Raw genomic sequence first — 14,078 nt, forward strand, 5'->3', positions numbered from 1 at the left:
AACACCCCGTAGTTCATCAGCTCGGCGGCCCGCGCCGCGGCGAGCGCGGCGGCGATGTCGTCCGCCACGTCCGGCTCCTCGGCGCCCGGCAGCCGTTCGAGCTGTCCGAGGAACCGGGAGACGCGCGCATACCGGGCGACGCCGGTGCGTTCGAAGGACAGCGCGGTCATCGCGACCGACCAGCCGTCGTCCCGCTCGCCGAGCAACCGGTCCGCGGGGATCTCGACGTCGGTGAACGACACGCTGTTGAGCTTGTGCTTCCCGAGGGGAGTGCGGATCGGGCGCACCTCGATGCCCGGGGTGTCCAGATCGATCAGCAGCACGGAGAGACCGGCGTGCCTGCGCGAGCCGGGATCGGTGCGGCACACCAGGAACCCGTGCTCGGCGTAGTCGCCGTAGCTCGTCCAGATCTTCTCGCCGTTGACGACGAACCGGTCGCCCTTGAACTCGGCGCGGGTCCGCAGGTTGGCCAGGTCCGATCCGGCGTCGGGCTCGCTGAACATCTGCGCCCACTGGACGGTCCCCGCGGCCAGCCGGGGGAGGAAGGTCGCGCGCTGCGCCTCGGTGCCGAAACGGATGAGCGACGGGCCGATCCAGTTGACGCCCATGTACTGGCCGCCGCGGGGCTCGTAGTACGCCCAGGTCTCCTCCTGCAGCACCATCTGCCGCCAGATCGAGGCCTCCCGGCCGCCGTACTCCTTCGGCCAGGTCTGGGTCAGCCAGCCGCGCTCCGCCATCTCCGCCGTGATCGCGAAGCTGGCGTCGAGGTGCTCGGGCGGACCGTGGAAGATGCCGACCCAGCGGTCCGGCAGCCGCTCCTCGAGGAAGGCGCGCAGCTCGGCGCGGAACTCCTCCTCGTCGGGGCCGTACCGGGGGTCGAACGGGGCGGTCGGGTCCTCGGGGGTCGACACGTCAGCTCCTTCCCGCGTCGGCACCCAGGACCTGTTCGGTGAGGTCGCGGAAGCGCTGCGAGCCGATGAGGCCGCCCTGGATCCGCCCCGCCGCCTCGAACTGCTCCTCGGCGGGCCAGCTCGCCATCCGGGACAGGGTGACGTAGTGGGCGAGGACGTCGCGGGCCACCGGGGCGAGCTTCTCGATCCGAGTGGTCGCGGCGGTGAGCGCGTCCGGCTCGCCGACCTCGCCGAGGTCGAGCGCCGCGCACTCGACGGGGCCGAGCTTCTCCTGCTCGGCGACGAGGCGCCAGAGCAGGCCGGGGGCGACCCGCTCGAGCAGTGGCACACCGCCGACGCCGTGCACCAGCCCGGCCCTCGCCCACCCTTGCATCAGATAGCCGCGCGGGCCGACGAACCGCATGTCGCAGGCCAGCGCGAGGTCGAGGCCGAGCCCGATGGCGGGCCCGTCCACCGCGGCGACGGTCGGCACCGGGCAGTCGCGCAACGCGCGGACGATCGCCTGCATCCGCCCGTAGACCGTCAGGTGCACCTCGTCCGAGGGGGTGGTGCGGGAGAGCTCGGCGAACGCCCGGAGATCGCCCCCGCTGCAGAACGCGCCCTCGCCGGTGAGCACCAGACCCGTCACCGACGGGTCCGCACCGGCGGCGGTGATCGCCGCGGTGAGCGCGTCCCCGTCCTCCGGCGACAGCGAGTTCCGCTTCCCCGGCCATCGCATGGTGACGACGGCGACGGTGCCGGACGTGCCGACGAGGTCGGTCGAGACGGACACGGTATCCCCTTTCGCTGCGGGCTCCGCGGGCCACCGCAAAGCGTTAACCCTTTAGGCATCGTAGAACGGAACCGGGCGGAGCGACAGGGGCGGCTCAGGGCAGCCGGACGGTCACCGTCCCGGTCGCTGTCACCACGTCGCGCTGGTTCACGGCCTCGATCTCCGCCTCGACCACCCGGTCCTCGCCGCCGGCGCCGGCCACTCCCGTCACCCGGCCGCGCAGTCGGGTCAGGTCGCCGAGCAGGTTCGGCGCGAGCAGCCGCACGGTGAGGGAGGTGATCTCGGCGTCGTCCCCGGCCCAGTCGGTGACCAGGTGAGCCAGCCAGGAGATGCGCTGCGACCCGAAGTCGTACCCGCGGCTCAGCCCGACGGTCGGCGTGAGCAGCGGGTCCCGGTGCGGGCCCTCGAGGGTGCCGCTGACGCCCGAACAGCGGGTTGTCGTCCCCGACGCCCTTGGCGAAGTGCCGGATCGCGTCCGGGTGGGCCGAGGAGTTCCATCCACGGATCGGACGCTCGACACCGACCCAGCGTCGGGCGGCGGCGAGAGCCTCGTCGGTGACGCCCGCGGAGGGCTCCTCGGGGCGGCCTCCCGAGCGAGCGGGCGCATCATCGGCGGAATGGACCTGAGGCGGGTCGATGCTTCGGCGCACGTCCAGGATGGTAACAGTAATCCATTAACGGATTACTGTTTCGGACTCCGCAGCAGGCGCCACTCGGCGATGGGCCAGACGTCCTGGTCCTCGCCGTCGAGGACCACCGTCTCACCGGTGTGGTCGGTGACCGTCCACCGGAGCGAGGTGTTGACGCAGATCGACGTCGAGCCCGGGAGCACCATGCGGCTCAGTGTCTCCGCCGACGCCGTGGTCCGACGGCCCACGGCGTCGACGAACTCCATGTCGATCCCGGTGATCCAGCCCTGCTCGGGGTCCCGCTTGACGGTGCGGCGACCGTCGGTGACCTGGCTGACGGCGTCTGGGCCCGTGCCTCGGCGGACGTAGCCCGAGTGGATGTGCTCGCCGCCGGTCGGGGACCCGTCCGGCGCGGTGTAGGTCAGCAGGCTCAGGTCCGCCGACGAGGCCCAGGTGTAGCCGACGCGCCGGTAGCCCCGTTCGTAGCGCGGACCCCAGGAGCGGTCGCGCATCGCGTAGCAGTCGACGTCGATGCGCTCGCCGTCGAGGACGACGGTCCCGTAGGTGCGCCCGGTCTGGTCGAAGTGCGAGGCCCTGGGATAGGGCGGGGCCCCGCTGCGCAGCGGGACGGGCGCGTAGGTCGACTCGAACCGCAGCTTCACCTCGACCCGGTCCCGGTCGTCGAACACGAGGTCGTAGGACCTGCCGGGCTCGACGACCTGCACGCTCAGCCCGATCGGGAACTCGATGCGCCCCGGCGCGGTCTCGCGAGGCGGCTTGAGGTGGTCGAAGTTCTGGTAGAAGGGCAGCTCCCAGGGCAGGGCGGACGTGGCGTCCCACAGCCACATGCCGCCAGCGGTGACCCCGGCGTTCTGCCGCACGGACGCGTAGAGCCACCCGCCGATCGCACGCTCGGGCACGAAGAAGGAGAACCAGTACGTCTCGGTCTCGTAGAAGTTGTCCGACGGCGTGTGCAGGCTGTCGTCGGCTGCGGTGAAGAGGTCGGGATCGTCCACGAGTGCTGCTCCCTGTGGCCGGCGGCGCGGGCGCAGACGGCCCGGGCGGGATGAGCGAATCAGGGGACTATATCCCGGTAGTCCGGCGGTGCAGACCCGCCTCCTCGCCCCCGAATGCCGGTAGGGCCGGTATTGGGTCTACCGAACTCGGCCGTCGGACTCCTAGAGTGTCGCTCAGCACGTGTGCACTCACATCAGCGAGGAAGTGAGTATGACCAACACTGAGCCTGTACGGACCTGCCCGGTGGTCGACTACGTGATGAGTCCCGCGCCGGTGCCGGCGGGGACGCTCTTCTCGCGGATGGACGGGTACCAGGACACCGCCAAGCCCGCTGTCCGCACCGAGGAGGCCAACGGGTACTGGATCTTCACCGAGCAGTCGGTGATCCTCGACGGGCTGCAGCAGCCCGACCTGTGGTCGAACTCGGTCATCGTCCCGACCGAACCGAACCCCGCGTACAAGTGGATCCCGATCATGCTCGACCCGCCCGAGCACACCAAGTGGCGGCGGCTGCTCGGCGGCTACTTCTCACCCGGCCGAACGAAGTCGATGGAGGCCGACCAGCACCGGCTGGCGGCCGAGCTGGTCGCCGGCGTGCGCGAGCGCGGCGAGTGCGACTTCGTCCGTGACATCGCGCAGGTCTTCCCCTCCACGATCTTCCTGCAGATCATGGGCATGCCCCGGGACAAGCTCCCAGAGTTCATGGAGTGGGAGCACATGATCCTGCACCAGGACAACGAGTCCGACCCGGACGGCTCGACGCGGATGGCCGGGATGCAGAAGGTGATGGGGTACTTCTCCGGGCTGGTCGCCGAGCGCCGGGCGAACCCGGATCCCGACGCCGAGGACGTCGTCTCCGCGGCGGTGAAGTGGGAGATCGACGGCGAGCCCGCCGCCGACGCCGACGTCCTCAACTGCCTGCTGCTGCTGTTCATGGCGGGTCTGGACACGGTCGCGGGTCAGTCCTCGTACGCCCTGTGGCACCTCGCGACCCACGACGCGGACCGGCAGCGGATCGTGGCCGAGCCCGAGCGCATCCCGAAGGCGGTCGAGGAGCTGCTGCGCGCCTACCCGATCGTGCAGACCGCCCGCAAGGCGACCCGGGACGCGGACTTCCACGGTTGCCCCATCAAGGCGGGGGACATGGCCGCGTTCCCGCTCTCGGCCGCGGGTCGGGACGAGGGCGCCTACCCCGGTGCGCGTGGGGTCGACCTGGACCGCGAGGTCACCCGGCACCTGTCGTTCGGCGGCGGCCCGCACCGGTGCCTGGGGTCGCACCTCGCGCGGCAGGAGCTCGCCATCCTCCTCGAGGAGTGGCACAAGCAGATCCCGGAGTACGAGCTGGCCGAGCCGCCGCGCGAGCACGGCGGTGGTGTGTGGGGTCTGGAGGACCTGAAGCTGCGCTGGCAGGTCTGACGGCGTGCTTCCCCGCGAGGCCGCCCCGCTCGTGCCCTACGCGTCAGATGAGTATGCGCTTCCTCGGCGACCCGCTCGTCGTGCGACGGGAGCGGCTCTTCCCGGTGTCGATGAGGGGGGCATCGTGGTCGTTTCGCAAGATCAGTGACCGCAAGGCGCAGACGCGGCGCTTGAAACCGTTTACTCTTTCGCCATGATCCGCGGCAGTGGGGCCGCGGGCCGGATGAAGGCGGAGACGATGACGATCCGACGGTCCCGCGGGCTGCGGACCACCGTGCTCGTGATGGGCACGGTCATTGGAATGACCCTGGCGGCGTGCGGCGGTTCCGCAGGCGGCGACGCCGGTGGGCCGACCGGGGAGGTCGACCGCAACGCCACCCTGCGGGTCGGCCTCGACACCCCACCCCCGGCGATGGACCCCGCCACCAGCTCATCCGGGCTCGCGCAGTACCCGTACGGCTCGCTGGTCTACGACCGGTTGACGCAGATGGGCCCGGATCTCGAGGTTCGGCCGATGCTCGCCACGTCGTGGGAGATCGCCCCCGACCGGCGCTCGGTCACGTTCGCCCTCCGCGACGGTGTCACCTTCAGCGACGGCGCGACCCTCGACGCCGCCGCGGTGAAGGCCGGCCTGGACCGCTCGCTCACCCTGCCGGCGTCGACGGTGAAGGCGACCCTCGGCGGGATCGCCTCCGTCGACGTCGTCGACCCCCGGACCGTGCGGATCTCGGCGAAGAACTCGGCGGCGGACCTGCCCGCGGTCCTCGCGGGCGCCGAGGGCGGCATCGTGAGCCCGAACGCGCTCGGCAACACCGACCTCGACGTCAAGCCGGTCGGTTCGGGGCCTTACACGCTGGCCGACCTGAAGCTCGGCCAGACGGCGACCTTCGTCCGCCGCGAGGGCTACTGGGACCCCGAGGCCCAGAAGGCGGCCCGGATCGAGATGCAGTTCATCCCCGACCCGAACGCCCGGCTCAACGCCCTGCGCTCGGACCAGCTCGACATCTCGAACTCCAGCGAGGCGATGTTCGAGCAGGCCTCGCGGATCGACGGGATGACGGTCAGCACCTACCCGGCCGCGGCGACGATCAACCTGCGGCTGAACACGGCGCGGCCGAACATCGACAAGCCCGAGGTCCGGCAGGCGCTCAACTACGCGATCGACCGCGAGGCGCTCAGCACCGGCCTGATGGCGGGGCAGTGCGATCCCCTCGGTCAGCCCCTCCCCGCCGTCTACCCCGGGCACCTGTCCACCCCGCCCGTGACCTACACCCACGACGTGGCGAAGGCGCGGCAGCTGCTCGCGCAGGCCGGGTTGCCGAACGGGTTCGCCATGACCCTGCTCGTGGGAGCGAGCAACTCACCGTTCGACCGAATCTCGACCGCGCTGCAGGCCCAGCTGGCCGAGGCGGGGATCACGGTGCAGATCGTCACCCAGCAGGCGCCCACGGTGTTCACCAGCTGGGCCGCCGGCGAGTTCGACGCCTACACGACGGTCTCGCCGACCACGGCGTCGTCGGCGCTGACGCTGACGCAGACCTTCCAGGCGCCCGCCCGCTACCCCGGCCCGCGGCCCGCCGACTTCGACCAGGCCATGACCGCGGCGACGGCGGCGACGTCCGACGACGCGGCGGTGCGGGCCGCGGTCACGCAGGCCGCCGACTCCGCGGTGCGGAACGCGATGAACGTGTGGATCTGCGGCAGGCACACGCAGGTGGTGGCCGCGGACGACGTGGTCGGAGCGGACACCATGGGGGTCTCGTTCTACGCCGGGATCATGGACCTGCGGTACGTGGGCAGGACGAGCTGACGAACCCCTCGCGGCCCGGCGCACGAGCGCCGGGCCGCACAGGTTCAGGCGACGATGCCGCGCTCCCGCAGCCCGGCGATCTGCGCGACGGAGAGACCGAGCTCGCGCAGCACCTCGTCGGTGTCGCGGCCGTGGGACGGGGCGGCGCGCAGGTCGCCGACCGGACGCCCGGTCGCCGCGAGTGGCGCCCGGATGCTCACCACGATGATCTACGAGCTGCGCCGCACCGGCGGCGGCATCGGCGTCGCAGCGATGTGCGCGGGTGGCGGTCAGGGCGGGGCGGTCGTCATCGAGGTCCCCGCGGGCTGAGGGCGGCTCCAGCGACCGGGCGGGCTCGGCGCGTCCTGCGCCGGTCCTGCTCGGTCCGCCGTCCGGGACGCAGCTAGCGCAGCGTCCACTTGGCGCGAGGTACCGCGGCGCGGTCGATCTGTGCCTGGCCGATCGGGTTGCCGAGCTGGGTGTAGGCGAGGCCGGTCGCGAGTGCCTGGGTGCGGGTGGAGTCGAGGGACTCCCAGATGGCGCGCACGGTGCCCTGGATGGCAGCCGGCGGCTTGGCGGCGATGACGCGGGCGATCTCGTCGGCGCGGTTCCAGAGGGCGTCGCGCGGGAGTACCTCGCTGACCAGGCCGATCTGCAGGGCGCGATCGGGGGAGAGGCGCTCGTCGAGTCCCAGCAGGGCGATCCGGAGTGCCTCGCCGAGCGGGATCCGTCGGGCCAGTCCGATGGGCTCGAGCGCGGCGGTCATGCCGTAGCTGACGTGGGGGTCGAAGAAGGTGGTGTCGTCGGAGCAGATGACGATGTCCGCCTCGTTGATCCAGTAGAAGGCGCCGCCCGCCGCCATGCCGTGGACGGCGCAGACCAGGGGCTTCCAGACCTGGTTGGCCTTCGGGGAGAGCTTCTCGCCCGGGTCGACCTGGCTCCAGACGTTGGTCTCGCGGTGGATCCCCTCCTTGACGTCGACCCCGGTGCAGAAGGCCCGGTCGCCCGCGGCGCGCAGGACCGCGACGTGGACGTCGTCGTCGGACTTGACCTCGCGCCAGATGCGGGCGAAGTCGTCGATCATCGCCTGGTTGAAGCTGTTCATGGCGTCGGGCCGGTTGAGCGTGATCGTGGCGACGTGGTCCGCCACCTCGTACAGCACCGTGCTCAGATCCATCGTCTCGTTCTCCTCGTCGCGTCGCTGCAGTGACAGCGTAGCCGATAATCAGTAAGCTCTTTGATTTCTCACGTCGACGCCCGCTCGGCAGGACGCACCTCGCCCCCAGAACATCGTTCTACGATGCAGGCGCTCATTGAGTATTCTCTTCCGGAAGGACGACGATGACGACGTTCGGAGCGCGGCCCGCGGACCCTGCCCGAGGAACCGGAGTGGCAGTGGACGTCCGCGACCGCCTCGCCCCGCCGCTGCGCGAGGCACCCGACGGGCGGACCGCCCTCGCCGTGCTCGACCTCGAGGTGATCGAGGAGGACCTGTTCCGCGCGAATGCGGTCTTCGAGGACCCCTTCGCCCTCTATGGGGGCCAGGTGGCCGCACAGGCCCTGCGCGCCGCGGGCCTCACGGTGCCCGCCGAGCGGACCCCGCACTCGCTGCACGGGTACTTCCTGCGCGGCGGCAACGCCGCCCTCCCCACGGTGTTCCGGGTGGACCGGGACCGCGACGGCCGCTCGTTCTCCGCCCGGCGCGTCGTCGCGATCCAGCGGGGCGAGGTGATCTTCTCGATAGCGGCCTCGTTCCACATCGGACAGGAGGAGCCGGACCACCAGGTCGATCCCGCGCCCGAGGCGGAGGACGTCGCCACGCTGCGGTCCTGCTCGATCCCGCGACTCCTGTCGTTCGAGGGTCGGATGCCGACCCAGCCGTACGAGGGCGCGGAGAGGCCGACCCGGTTCTGGGCACGGTGCACCGACCTGCTCCCCGACGCCTCCCTGCCGGGCAGCGCAGTGCTGCATGCCGCACTGCTGACCTATCTGTCCGACATCTCGACGGGACTCGCCCCGCTGCACGACGTCGACCATCGGTCCGGCTCGTCGCTGGACCACGCGATCTGGTTCCACCGCCCGGTGCGGATGGACGAGTGGGTGCTGCTCGACGTGGTGCCACGCACCGTGGGGCAGGGTCGGGGCTGGTACACCGGCACCGCCCACGACTCCGCGGGCAGGCTCGTGGCCAGCCTGACGCAGGAGGCGCTGTTCCGGAAACGCGCGTCGCTCGACCGCGCGAAACAGGCGCGCGCGGAGAGGCACAGGGCGGGCGGATGAGCGCGGCGGAGCACACCGTTCCGGGCCGGGTCCTGGCGGCCGCGGCGGAGCACGACGGCGTCCAGGTCGTCTTCTCGTCGACGGCGGGGACCCGCGAGGCCACCCTCGGCGGGCTGGTGACCGACGCGGAGCGGGTCGCCGGAGCGTTGCGCGGCATGGGGATCGGGCCGGGGCACGTCGTCGCCGTGCAGCTCGGCAGCACCTACGAGGGCGCCGTGACCCAGGCGGCGGTGACGCTGACCGGCGCGGTCCTGTTGCCGATCGTGCTCATCTACGGCTCCCACGAGCTCGGGTTCATCCTCCGGCAGTCCGGTGCGGTGGCGGTGGTGCTCCAGGCACACTCGCGGGGCCGCCCGCACGCGGAGACCGTGCTGGCGGGGCTGCGGGAGCGACCGCCCGCGCTGCGCACGGTGGTCGTGGTGGGCGAGGGCGCCCCCGAGGGAACGGTGCCGTTCGCCGACCTGTCCGGTCGCCTCGCGCGACCCTTCCGGCAGGCGCGACCGGATCCCGACGCACGGGCGATGCTCGTCTACACCTCGGGGACGACCTCGGACCCGAAGGGGGTCCAGCACTCCCACCGCTCACTGCTCGCCGAGGTCTCCTCGCAGGTGATGGCCCGAGAGCCGGACCGGGACCTGCGACAGCTGGCGCTGTTCCCGGCGGGCCACGTGGCCGGTCTGCTGGGCCTGATGCGCGTCCTCGTCCACGGCACACCGACGGTGGTGCTGGAGACGTGGGACGCCGCACGCGCCGCGGCGCTGGTCGACGAGCACCGGATCACCTACGGCGTCGGGGCACCGGTGCAGCTCGCGGGCCTCCTCGACGAACGGGATCGCGGGACGGCCACGCTGGCCAGCTTCGAGGAGTTCATGAGCGGGGGTGCAGGCGTGCCGCCCGCGGTGATCACCCGGGCCGACGCCGCGGGCATCCCGGCCTACCGGACCTACGGCTCGAGCGAGCACCCGACCATCAGCAGCGGTGCGCGGGAGGACCCGCTGGCCAAGCGGGCCGACACGGACGGCAGGGTGATCGAGGGCAGCGAGGTCAGGCTGGTCGACGAGGACGGGCGAGACGTCCCGCACGGCGCCGACGGCGAGATCGTCAGCAGGGGAGGGGAGCTCTTCCTCGGCTACACCGACCCGGCGCTGGACCGGGAGGCGTTCCTGCCCGGGCGCTGGTTCCGCACCGGCGACATCGGACGGTTCGACGACGACGGCTACCTCACGATCACCGACCGGAAGAAGGACATCATCATCCGGGGCGGGGAGAACATCTCGTCCAAAGAGGTCGAGAACGTCCTCGCCGAGCACGCCGCGGTGCTCGACGCCGCGGCCGTCGGCATGCCCGACGCCCGGCTCGGGGAGCGGGTGTGCGCGGTGGTCGTGCTCGCCCCCGGCCGGACGCTCGACCTGGAGGAGGTGCGCGAGCACTTCGCCGCAGCGGGCCTCGCCCGGCAGAAGGCGCCGGAGCGGATCGAGGTGGTCGACGAGCTGCCGCGCACCCCGGCGGGCAAGGTCCAGAAGTTCCTGCTCCGGGCGAGCCTCACACCGGGTCGGTGACCTCCGCCCCGGCGCCTCCGCGCTCGCGGTGCAGACAGAGTCCGGTATCGGGGCTACTCTTTTACGAGAGAGCCTGGCGTCGCTCACCACCGCCACAGCTGTCTGCACCGGCCGGATGCAGGCGATCCAGGTCTACGCCGTTCATCGATGAAGGGAGTCGCCGTGGGCCGCGTCGACGGAAAAGTCGTCCTGATCACGGGTGTCGCTCGAGGGCAGGGTCGGGCTCACGCGCTCCGGCTCGCCGAGGAGGGGGCCGACATCGTCGGCGTCGACGTCCTCGAGGACTTCGCCACCAACGACTACGCGATGTCCACCCAGGCGGACCTCGACGAGACGGTCCGGCTGGTCGAGAAGCTCGACCGGCGGATCGTCGTGCGCAAGGCGGACGTGCGGGACCTGCAGTCCCTCAAGACCGCGGTCGACGGGGCCGTGGCCGAGCTGGGCGGCAGGCTCGACGCCGTCATCGCCCAGGCCGGCATCTGCCCGCTGGCGAACTCCGACGCCCAGGCCTTCCTCGACGCCGTCACCGTGGACTTCAACGGGGTGGTCAACGCCGTCGACGCGGCGCTGCCGCACCTGGTCGACGGAGGGTCGGTCATCGCCACGGGATCGGTGGCCGGGCTCATCACCGGCGCGACCGACAACCCGAAGACCGGAGCGGGCGGGCTGGGCTACTCCTTCGCCAAGCGCTCGGTCGCCGCGTTCGTCAACGACCTGGCCATCGCCCTGGCACCGCGCATGATCCGCGCCAACGCGATCCACCCGACGAACTGCAACACGAACATGCTCAACAGCGACATCATGTACCGCCAGTTCCGGCCGGACCTGGAGAACCCCACCCGCGAGGACGCGCTCGTCGCCTTCCCGGCCATGAACGCCATGCCCGTCGGGTACGTCGAGCCCGAGGACATCGCCGCCATGGGGCTGTTCCTGGTCTCGGACGAGTCGCGGTACGTCACCGGCATGCAGATGCGCGTCGACGCAGGCGCCTACATCCGCAACCGGCCCCAGCAGCCCGCCTTCTAGCGGCGCGCGGGGCGCTGCGGAGCCGCAGGCACCGATGCCGGCGGCCAGGACGAGGAGAACGAGGAACGGAATGCACCGACCCATGGAAGGCGTGCGCATCATGGAGGTCGCGCCGTCCACCGTCGTCCCGGCCGCCACCGGAGGTGAGGTCACGTGACCGTCACCGATGCGGGCGAGGAGGCGACGACCGGTCTGTCGGGCGAGCTCCGCAGCTGGATCGAGCAGTGCGCGGGAGCACGCCTGGTCGCGGCCGACCGACGGCCCGGCGGCGGCAGGCACGAGGCCTGGACGGTCGACGTCGAGTCCGCCGACGGCGGTGTCCGGCCGCTGTTCCTGCGCTACGACCGCTCGGACCCCGCGGACACCGGGGACCCGTTCACCCTGCACCGCGAGGCCGCGTTCTACCGAGCACTGCAGGGCACCGCGGTCCCGGTCCCCGAGATCCTCGGGGTGCACCCGACCGAGCAGGCGGTGCTCTCGACGCGGGTCCCGGGCGAGACGTGGTTCTCCCGGCTGAAGGACGAGGGCCTGCGCCATTCCGTGGCGTCGGACTTCATGCGCATCCTGGCCGCCCTGCACGCGGTCGACCCGCACCGGCTCGCCGTCTCGGGGCAGGATCCGGACGCGAGCCTGTCGGAGCTGCTGTCCCGGGAGATCGACACCTGGGAGGCGCTCTACCGCCACGGTGACACACCGCCCCACGCGCTCGTCGAGTTCGGCTTCGCCTGGCTGCGCAGGCACGCCCCGCAGACGGACGACGCGCCGGTGATCGTGCAGGGCGACACCGGCCCGGGGAACTTCCTCTACGGCGACGGCCGGGTCACCGCCGTGCTGGACTGGGAGCTCGCCCATCTCGGCGACCCGCACGACGACCTCGGGTGGCTGGCGCTGCGCGCGGTCCAGGAGCCCTTCACCGACCTGGCCGCCCGGATCGCCGACTACGAGGCCGCGAGCGGCCGCAGGGTCGACTACGACCGGCTCCGCTACTACCGGGTCTTCGCCGAGCTCCGCGTCGTGGTGCTCAGCTACCGCGGCAGGCTGGAACAGAACCTGCTGGGCGAGGTCGGCAACGCCCTGATCTACGGAGCGCTGCACGACCGGCTGCTCGTCGAGGCCCTCGCCGACGCCCTCGGCGTGGAGCCCGAGGCGCCGCCCGAGCTGTCGGGGGAGCCCACCGACCGCACGTGGGTCTACGACGCCGCGCTCGCCCAGATCCGCGAGGTCATCGTGCCGCGCAGCACCGACCCGTTCGCGGTCCTGCGCAGCAAGGGACTCGCCCGCCTGCTGAAGTACCTGCAGCAGGCGGACGTGTACGCCCCCGCCGCGGAGGCGCAGGAGCTCGACGATCTCGCCACCCTGCTCGGTACGCGACCGGCGACCCTCGCGGAGGGTCGCCGGCTCTTCGCCGAGGCGGTGGTGGCGGGCACGCTCGAGGAGCAGGCCGCGCTGCGGCAGTTCTCCCGGGACGTCGCCCGCCGCACGCGGCTGGTGCGACCGGCGATGGGAGCACTGGCGGACCGGCACTTCGACCCCCTGCCCCGGCGGTGAGGGCAGGCATCGACGCGAACGAGTGAACGGATTGAGTCCCCGGAGCGCCGCGGGGCGGGTGTGACGACGTAGGATCCCCTCACCGTCACGATCGCAGGGAGCCCGCCCGCATGTCCGTCAACCTCACCCCGCCCGGCGACGGGGGCGGCCCTGGCGGTGCCGAGGTGGCCCGTGGCCCGAAGACGGCCGCCCGCGTGGCGGCGGTCCTGCGCAGGCGGATCGTGCTGGGCGAGCTGAGCCCGGGCGACGCGCTGCCCCAGGAGTTCGCCCTCACCGAGTACTTCAACGTGTCCCGGCCGACGCTGCGCGAGGCGTTCCGGATCCTGGAGAGCGAGCGGCTGCTCGAGATCCGCCGGGGGGCTCGGGGTGGCCCGCGGGTCCGTGCACCCGAGGCGGAGGTCGCGGCGACCTACGCCGGGCTCATGCTGCAGATGGACGGTGTTCTGCTGCAGGACGTCTACGACGCCCGGACGGTGATGGAGGCGCCCGCGGCGAAGCGGATCGCCGCTGATCCGCGGTCCGAGTCCGTCGCCCGGCTCCGGCAGAACCTCGCCGACGCCGAGCTGCTGCTGGAGGGCGACGAGGCCGAGATCGCCGAGCGGATGCCCCGGCTCTCCCAGCAGTTCCACATGCTGCTCGTGGAGCTCGCGGGGAACCGGACGCTGCACCTCTTCGACTCCATGATCCAGCACATCGTCGACGTGGCGAGCCGGTCCTACGTCGCCGCCCAGGAGGGCGAGACCGGGCGGGTCCGCTCCTACCGCGTCGCGGTGCGCTCGCACACCCGCGTCGTCGACCTGATCGAGGACGGCGAGGCCGAGGCGGCCGACGCGTTGTGGCGCCGCCACCTCGACGAGGTGGGCCGCAGCCTGCTGGAGGGCGGTCCCACGTCGGGCACCGTCGTCGACCTGCTGTCCTGACCCGTTGGCACCGGGCTGCGCGGCGGCCTCCAATGCGTTTACTCTTTGGTTCGTCGAAGGGCCTGACCCCGACGGACCGCTGACCCGCACCTGATCCGCCCCCGCCCCGCCCGCACCCGTCCCGGGTCGGGCGCAGGCCGGGGGCGGAGGACGGAGGAGCCATGCCCCTCGCCATCACCGACGACCACCGCGCCCTCGCGGCGGTGGTCCG

General features: G+C 72.0%; 14 protein-coding genes. 8 read left to right on the forward strand and 6 right to left on the reverse strand.

The window, feature by feature from the left end; translation table 11 throughout:
* The 4 genes from H5J29_RS05665 to H5J29_RS05680 form a co-directional block, all read right to left on the reverse strand.
* The coding region (locus tag H5J29_RS05665; RefSeq protein ID WP_181779848.1) for an acyl-CoA dehydrogenase family protein at positions 1-911 on the reverse strand (911 nt) is incomplete at its 3' end.
* Position 912: 1 nt separating this feature from the next.
* Complete coding sequence (locus H5J29_RS05670) at positions 913-1,683, reverse strand: enoyl-CoA hydratase/isomerase family protein (RefSeq protein ID WP_181779849.1); 771 nt, start codon at positions 1,681-1,683, stop codon at positions 913-915.
* A 94-nt stretch (positions 1,684-1,777) separates the two neighbouring features.
* Positions 1,778-2,185 (reverse strand): hotdog family protein, encoded by a 408-nt coding sequence (locus H5J29_RS05675; RefSeq protein ID WP_181779850.1) that lies wholly within the window; start codon positions 2,183-2,185, stop codon positions 1,778-1,780.
* A 180-nt stretch (positions 2,186-2,365) separates the two neighbouring features.
* A complete protein-coding gene (locus tag H5J29_RS05680; protein WP_220187028.1) occupies positions 2,366-3,328 on the reverse strand; it encodes a DUF7064 domain-containing protein in 963 nt (320 codons plus the stop codon).
* Between the two features lie 211 nt (positions 3,329-3,539).
* Here H5J29_RS05680 and H5J29_RS05685 point away from each other — a divergent pair, with 211 nt between their 5' ends.
* A complete protein-coding gene (locus tag H5J29_RS05685; RefSeq protein ID WP_181779851.1) occupies positions 3,540-4,745 on the forward strand; it encodes a cytochrome P450 in 1,206 nt (401 codons plus the stop codon).
* 193 nt (positions 4,746-4,938) lie between these two features.
* Entirely contained in the window at positions 4,939-6,555 is a 1,617-nt protein-coding gene (locus H5J29_RS05690; protein WP_181779852.1) for an ABC transporter substrate-binding protein, read from the forward strand.
* Positions 6,556-6,599: 44 nt separating this feature from the next.
* On the opposite strand, the gene H5J29_RS34735 is transcribed toward H5J29_RS05690, so the two are convergent.
* Positions 6,600-6,755, reverse strand: coding sequence for a hypothetical protein (locus tag H5J29_RS34735; RefSeq protein ID WP_181779860.1), 156 nt, complete (start codon positions 6,753-6,755; stop codon positions 6,600-6,602).
* 4 nt (positions 6,756-6,759) lie between these two features.
* On the opposite strand from H5J29_RS34735, the gene H5J29_RS34740 reads away from it, so the two are divergent.
* Complete coding sequence (locus H5J29_RS34740) at positions 6,760-6,864, forward strand: hypothetical protein (RefSeq protein WP_246393539.1); 105 nt, start codon at positions 6,760-6,762, stop codon at positions 6,862-6,864.
* Between the two features lie 73 nt (positions 6,865-6,937).
* On the opposite strand, the gene H5J29_RS05705 is transcribed toward H5J29_RS34740, so the two are convergent.
* Positions 6,938-7,711, reverse strand: coding sequence for an enoyl-CoA hydratase/isomerase family protein (locus H5J29_RS05705; protein WP_181779853.1), 774 nt, complete (start codon positions 7,709-7,711; stop codon positions 6,938-6,940).
* Positions 7,712-7,923: 212 nt separating this feature from the next.
* Between H5J29_RS05705 and H5J29_RS05710 the strand changes: the two genes are divergently transcribed.
* From H5J29_RS05710 to H5J29_RS05730, 5 genes are all read left to right on the forward strand, one after another.
* A complete protein-coding gene (locus tag H5J29_RS05710) occupies positions 7,924-8,814 on the forward strand; it encodes an acyl-CoA thioesterase (protein ID WP_312858077.1) in 891 nt (296 codons plus the stop codon).
* Complete coding sequence (locus H5J29_RS05715; protein ID WP_181779855.1) at positions 8,811-10,373, forward strand: AMP-binding protein; 1,563 nt, start codon at positions 8,811-8,813, stop codon at positions 10,371-10,373. Before H5J29_RS05710 ends, H5J29_RS05715 begins: the two co-directional genes overlap by 4 nt.
* Before the next feature lie 147 nt (positions 10,374-10,520).
* Positions 10,521-11,399, forward strand: a complete 879-nt coding sequence (locus H5J29_RS05720; protein WP_220187030.1) for a mycofactocin-coupled SDR family oxidoreductase — start codon at positions 10,521-10,523, stop codon at positions 11,397-11,399.
* A gap of 153 nt (positions 11,400-11,552) precedes the next feature.
* The gene (locus H5J29_RS05725; RefSeq protein WP_220187031.1) at positions 11,553-12,947 is read left to right on the forward strand and encodes a phosphotransferase family protein; all 1,395 of its coding nucleotides are present in this window, start codon (positions 11,553-11,555) and stop codon (positions 12,945-12,947) included.
* Between the two features lie 110 nt (positions 12,948-13,057).
* Positions 13,058-13,867, forward strand: a complete 810-nt coding sequence (locus H5J29_RS05730; protein WP_181779856.1) for a FadR/GntR family transcriptional regulator — start codon at positions 13,058-13,060, stop codon at positions 13,865-13,867.
* Positions 13,868-14,078: the final 211 nt, after the last annotated feature.

Origin of the sequence: Pseudonocardia pini (genome assembly GCF_013870575.1) — a bacterium.
Taxonomy (GTDB): domain Bacteria; phylum Actinomycetota; class Actinomycetes; order Mycobacteriales; family Pseudonocardiaceae; genus Pseudonocardia; species Pseudonocardia pini.